Below are 3,541 nucleotides of genomic sequence, written 5' to 3'. Positions count from 1 at the left end.
CAGCTCATGGGTGGAACGTTGACTACTCGGCACACTCGGTTTGCTTCTCCTCCTAGTACTGCTTCGGCGTGGAACGGATGAGGGAAGAGGCGAGGTGTCGGGCACGCTGTTGGGTGTCTGAGGGAATGAACTCCCTCTGATGCCGGCCCCAGTGCACTCGGATCAAGGTCCGGGGTGATGGGTGGCTGGTCGTTGTTTGAGAACTGCACAGTGGACGCGAGCATCTGTGGCCAAGTTTTTAAGGGCGCACGGTGGATGCCTTGGCACCAGGAACCGATGAAGGACGTGGGAGGCCGCGATAGTCCCCGGGGAGTCGTCAACCAGGCTTTGATCCGGGGGTTTCCGAATGGGGAAACCCGGCAGTCGTCATGGGCTGTCACCCGCTGCTGAACACATAGGCAGTGTGGAGGGAACGAGGGGAAGTGAAACATCTCAGTACCCTCAGGAAGAGAAAACAACCGTGATTCCGGGAGTAGTGGCGAGCGAAACCGGATGAGGCCAAACCGTATGCGTGTGAGACCCGGCAGGGGTTGCGTATACGGGGTTGTGGGATCTCTCTTTTACGGTCTGCCGGCCGTGAGACGAGTCAGAAACCGTTGATGTAGGCGAAGGACATGCGAAAGGTCCGGCGTAGAGGGTAAGACCCCCGTAGCTGAAACATTGACGGCTCGTTTGAGAGACACCCAAGTAGCACGGGGCCCGAGAAATCCCGTGTGAATCTGGCGGGACCACCCGCTAAGCCTAAATATTCCCTGGTGACCGATAGCGGATAGTACCGTGAGGGAATGGTGAAAAGTACCCCGGGAGGGGAGTGAAATAGTACCTGAAACCGTGTGCCTACAAGCCGTGGGAGCATCCTTGTGGTGTGACTGCGTGCCTTTTGAAGAATGAGCCTGCGAGTTTGCGGTGTGTTGCGAGGTTAACCCGTGTGGGGTAGCCGTAGCGAAAGCGAGTCCGAATAGGGCGTTTCAGTAGCACGCTCAAGACCCGAAGCGGAGTGATCTAGCCATGGGCAGGTTGAAGCGGAGGTAAGACTTCGTGGAGGACCGAACCCACCAGGGTTGAAAACCTGGGGGATGACCTGTGGTTAGGGGTGAAAGGCCAATCAAACTCCGTGATAGCTGGTTCTCCCCGAAATGCATTTAGGTGCAGCGTCGTGTGTTTCTTGCCGGAGGTAGAGCACTGGATAGGCGATGGGCCCTACCGGGTTACTGACCTTAGCCAAACTCCGAATGCCGGTAAGTGAGAGCGCGGCAGTGAGACTGTGGGGGATAAGCTCCATGGTCGAGAGGGAAACAGCCCAGAGCATCGACTAAGGCCCCTAAGCGTACGCTAAGTGGGAAAGGATGTGGAGTCGCACAGACAACCAGGAGGTTGGCTTAGAAGCAGCCACCCTTGAAAGAGTGCGTAATAGCTCACTGGTCTAGTGATTCCGCGCCGACAATGTAGCGGGGCTCAAGCGTACCGCCGAAGTCGTGTCATTGCAGCAATACTCCCAACGGAGGCTGTGATGGGTAGGGGAGCGTCGTGTGCCGGGTGAAGCAGCGCCGGAAGGCAGTTGTGGACGGTTCACGAGTGAGAATGCAGGCATGAGTAGCGATTCACACGTGGGAAACGTGTGCGCCGATTGACTAAGGGTTCCTGGGTCAAGCTGATCTGCCCAGGGTAAGTCGGGACCTAAGGCGAGGCCGACAGGCGTAGTCGATGGATAACCGGTTGATATTCCGGTACCCGCTGTGAAGCGTCAAACATCGAACCAGGCGATGCTAAGTCCGTGAAGCCGCCCCGGAGCCTTCGGGCAAAGGGGAGTGGTGGAGCCGACGGACCAGACTTGCAGTAGGTGAGTGATGGGGTGACGCAGGAAGGTAGTCCATCCCGGGCGGTGGTTGTCCCGGGGTAAGGGTGTAGCCCGTCATCTAGGCAAATCCGGATGACATGAGGGTGAGACCTGATGCCGAGCCGATTGTGGTGAAGTGGATGATCCTATGCTGTCGAGAAAAGCCTCTAGCGAGTTTCATGGCGGCCCGTACCCTAAACCGACTCAGGTGGTCAGGTAGAGAATACCGAGGCGTTCGGGTGAACTATGGTTAAGGAACTCGGCAAAATGCCCCCGTAACTTCGGGAGAAGGGGGGCCACGCCTGGTGACCGGATTTACTCCGTGAGCTGGGGGTGGCCGCAGAGACCAGCGAGAAGCGACTGTTTACTAAAAACACAGGTCCGTGCGAAGCCGTAAGGCGATGTATACGGACTGACGCCTGCCCGGTGCTGGAACGTTAAGGGGACCGGTTAGCTCCATTTCGGTGGGGCGAAGCTGAGAACTTAAGCGCCAGTAAACGGCGGTGGTAACTATAACCATCCTAAGGTAGCGAAATTCCTTGTCGGGTAAGTTCCGACCTGCACGAATGGCGTAACGACTTCTCGACTGTCTCAACCATAGGCCCGGTGAAATTGCACTACGAGTAAAGATGCTCGTTTCGCGCAGCAGGACGGAAAGACCCCGGGACCTTTACTACAGTTTGATATTGGTGTTCGGTTCGGCTTGTGTAGGATAGCTGGGAGACTTTGAACTCTGGACGCCAGTTCAGGGGGAGTCGTCGTTGAAATACCAGTCTGGTCGTGCTGGATGTCTAACCCGCGCCCGTGATCCGGGTGGGGGACAGTGTCTGATGGGTAGTTTAACTGGGGCGGTTGCCTCCTAAAGAGTAACGGAGGCGCCCAAAGGTTCCCTCAGCCTGGTTGGCAATCAGGTGTTGAGTGTAAGTGCACAAGGGAGCTTGACTGTGAGACCGACGGGTCGAGCAGGGACGAAAGTCGGGACTAGTGATCCGGCGGTGGCTTGTGGAAGCGCCGTCGCTCAACGGATAAAAGGTACCCCGGGGATAACAGGCTGATCTTCCCCAAGAGTCCATATCGACGGGATGGTTTGGCACCTCGATGTCGGCTCGTCGCATCCTGGGGCTGGAGTCGGTCCCAAGGGTTGGGCTGTTCGCCCATTAAAGCGGTACGCGAGCTGGGTTTAGAACGTCGTGAGACAGTTCGGTCCCTATCCGCTGTGCGCGTAGGAGTCTTGAGAAGGGCTGTCCCTAGTACGAGAGGACCGGGACGGACGAACCTCTGGTGTGCCAGTTGTTCTGCCAAGGGCATGGCTGGTTGGCTACGTTCGGGAGGGATAACCGCTGAAAGCATCTAAGCGGGAAGCCTGCTTCGAGATGAGGACTCCCACCCACTTGATGGGGTAAGGCTCCCAGTAGACGACTGGGTTGATAGGCCGGATCTGGAAGCACCGTGAGGTGTGGAGGTGACCGGTACTAATAGGCCGAGGGCTTGTCCTCAGTTGCTCGCGTCCACTGTGTTGGTTCTGAAACCACGAACAGCCCCATGCCAAGGTCACGGCATGGTGCGGCTGAAACAGTTTCATAGTGTTTCGGTGGTCATAGCGTGAGGGAAACGCCCGGTTACATTCCGAACCCGGAAGCTAAGCCTTACAGCGCCGATGGTACTGCAGGGGGGACCCTGTGGGAGAGTAGGACACCGCCGAAC

The 3,541-nt window shown here is 57.4% G+C and carries 2 rRNA genes; both read left to right on the top strand.

Going from position 1 to position 3,541, the window contains the following annotated elements:
* Positions 1 to 228 precede the first annotated feature (228 nt).
* Positions 229 to 3,333, top strand: a 23S ribosomal RNA gene (locus ACFY3I_RS43535).
* Positions 3,334 to 3,424: 91 nt separating this feature from the next.
* Positions 3,425 to 3,541: ribosomal RNA gene (gene rrf / locus ACFY3I_RS43530) — 5S ribosomal RNA — on the top strand.

This window comes from Streptomyces sp. NPDC001068 (assembly GCF_042897315.1).
Classification (GTDB): domain Bacteria; phylum Actinomycetota; class Actinomycetes; order Streptomycetales; family Streptomycetaceae; genus Streptomyces.
The sequence above is the reverse complement of the archived record's forward strand: the minus strand, read 5'-3'. Positions and strand labels throughout refer to the sequence as shown.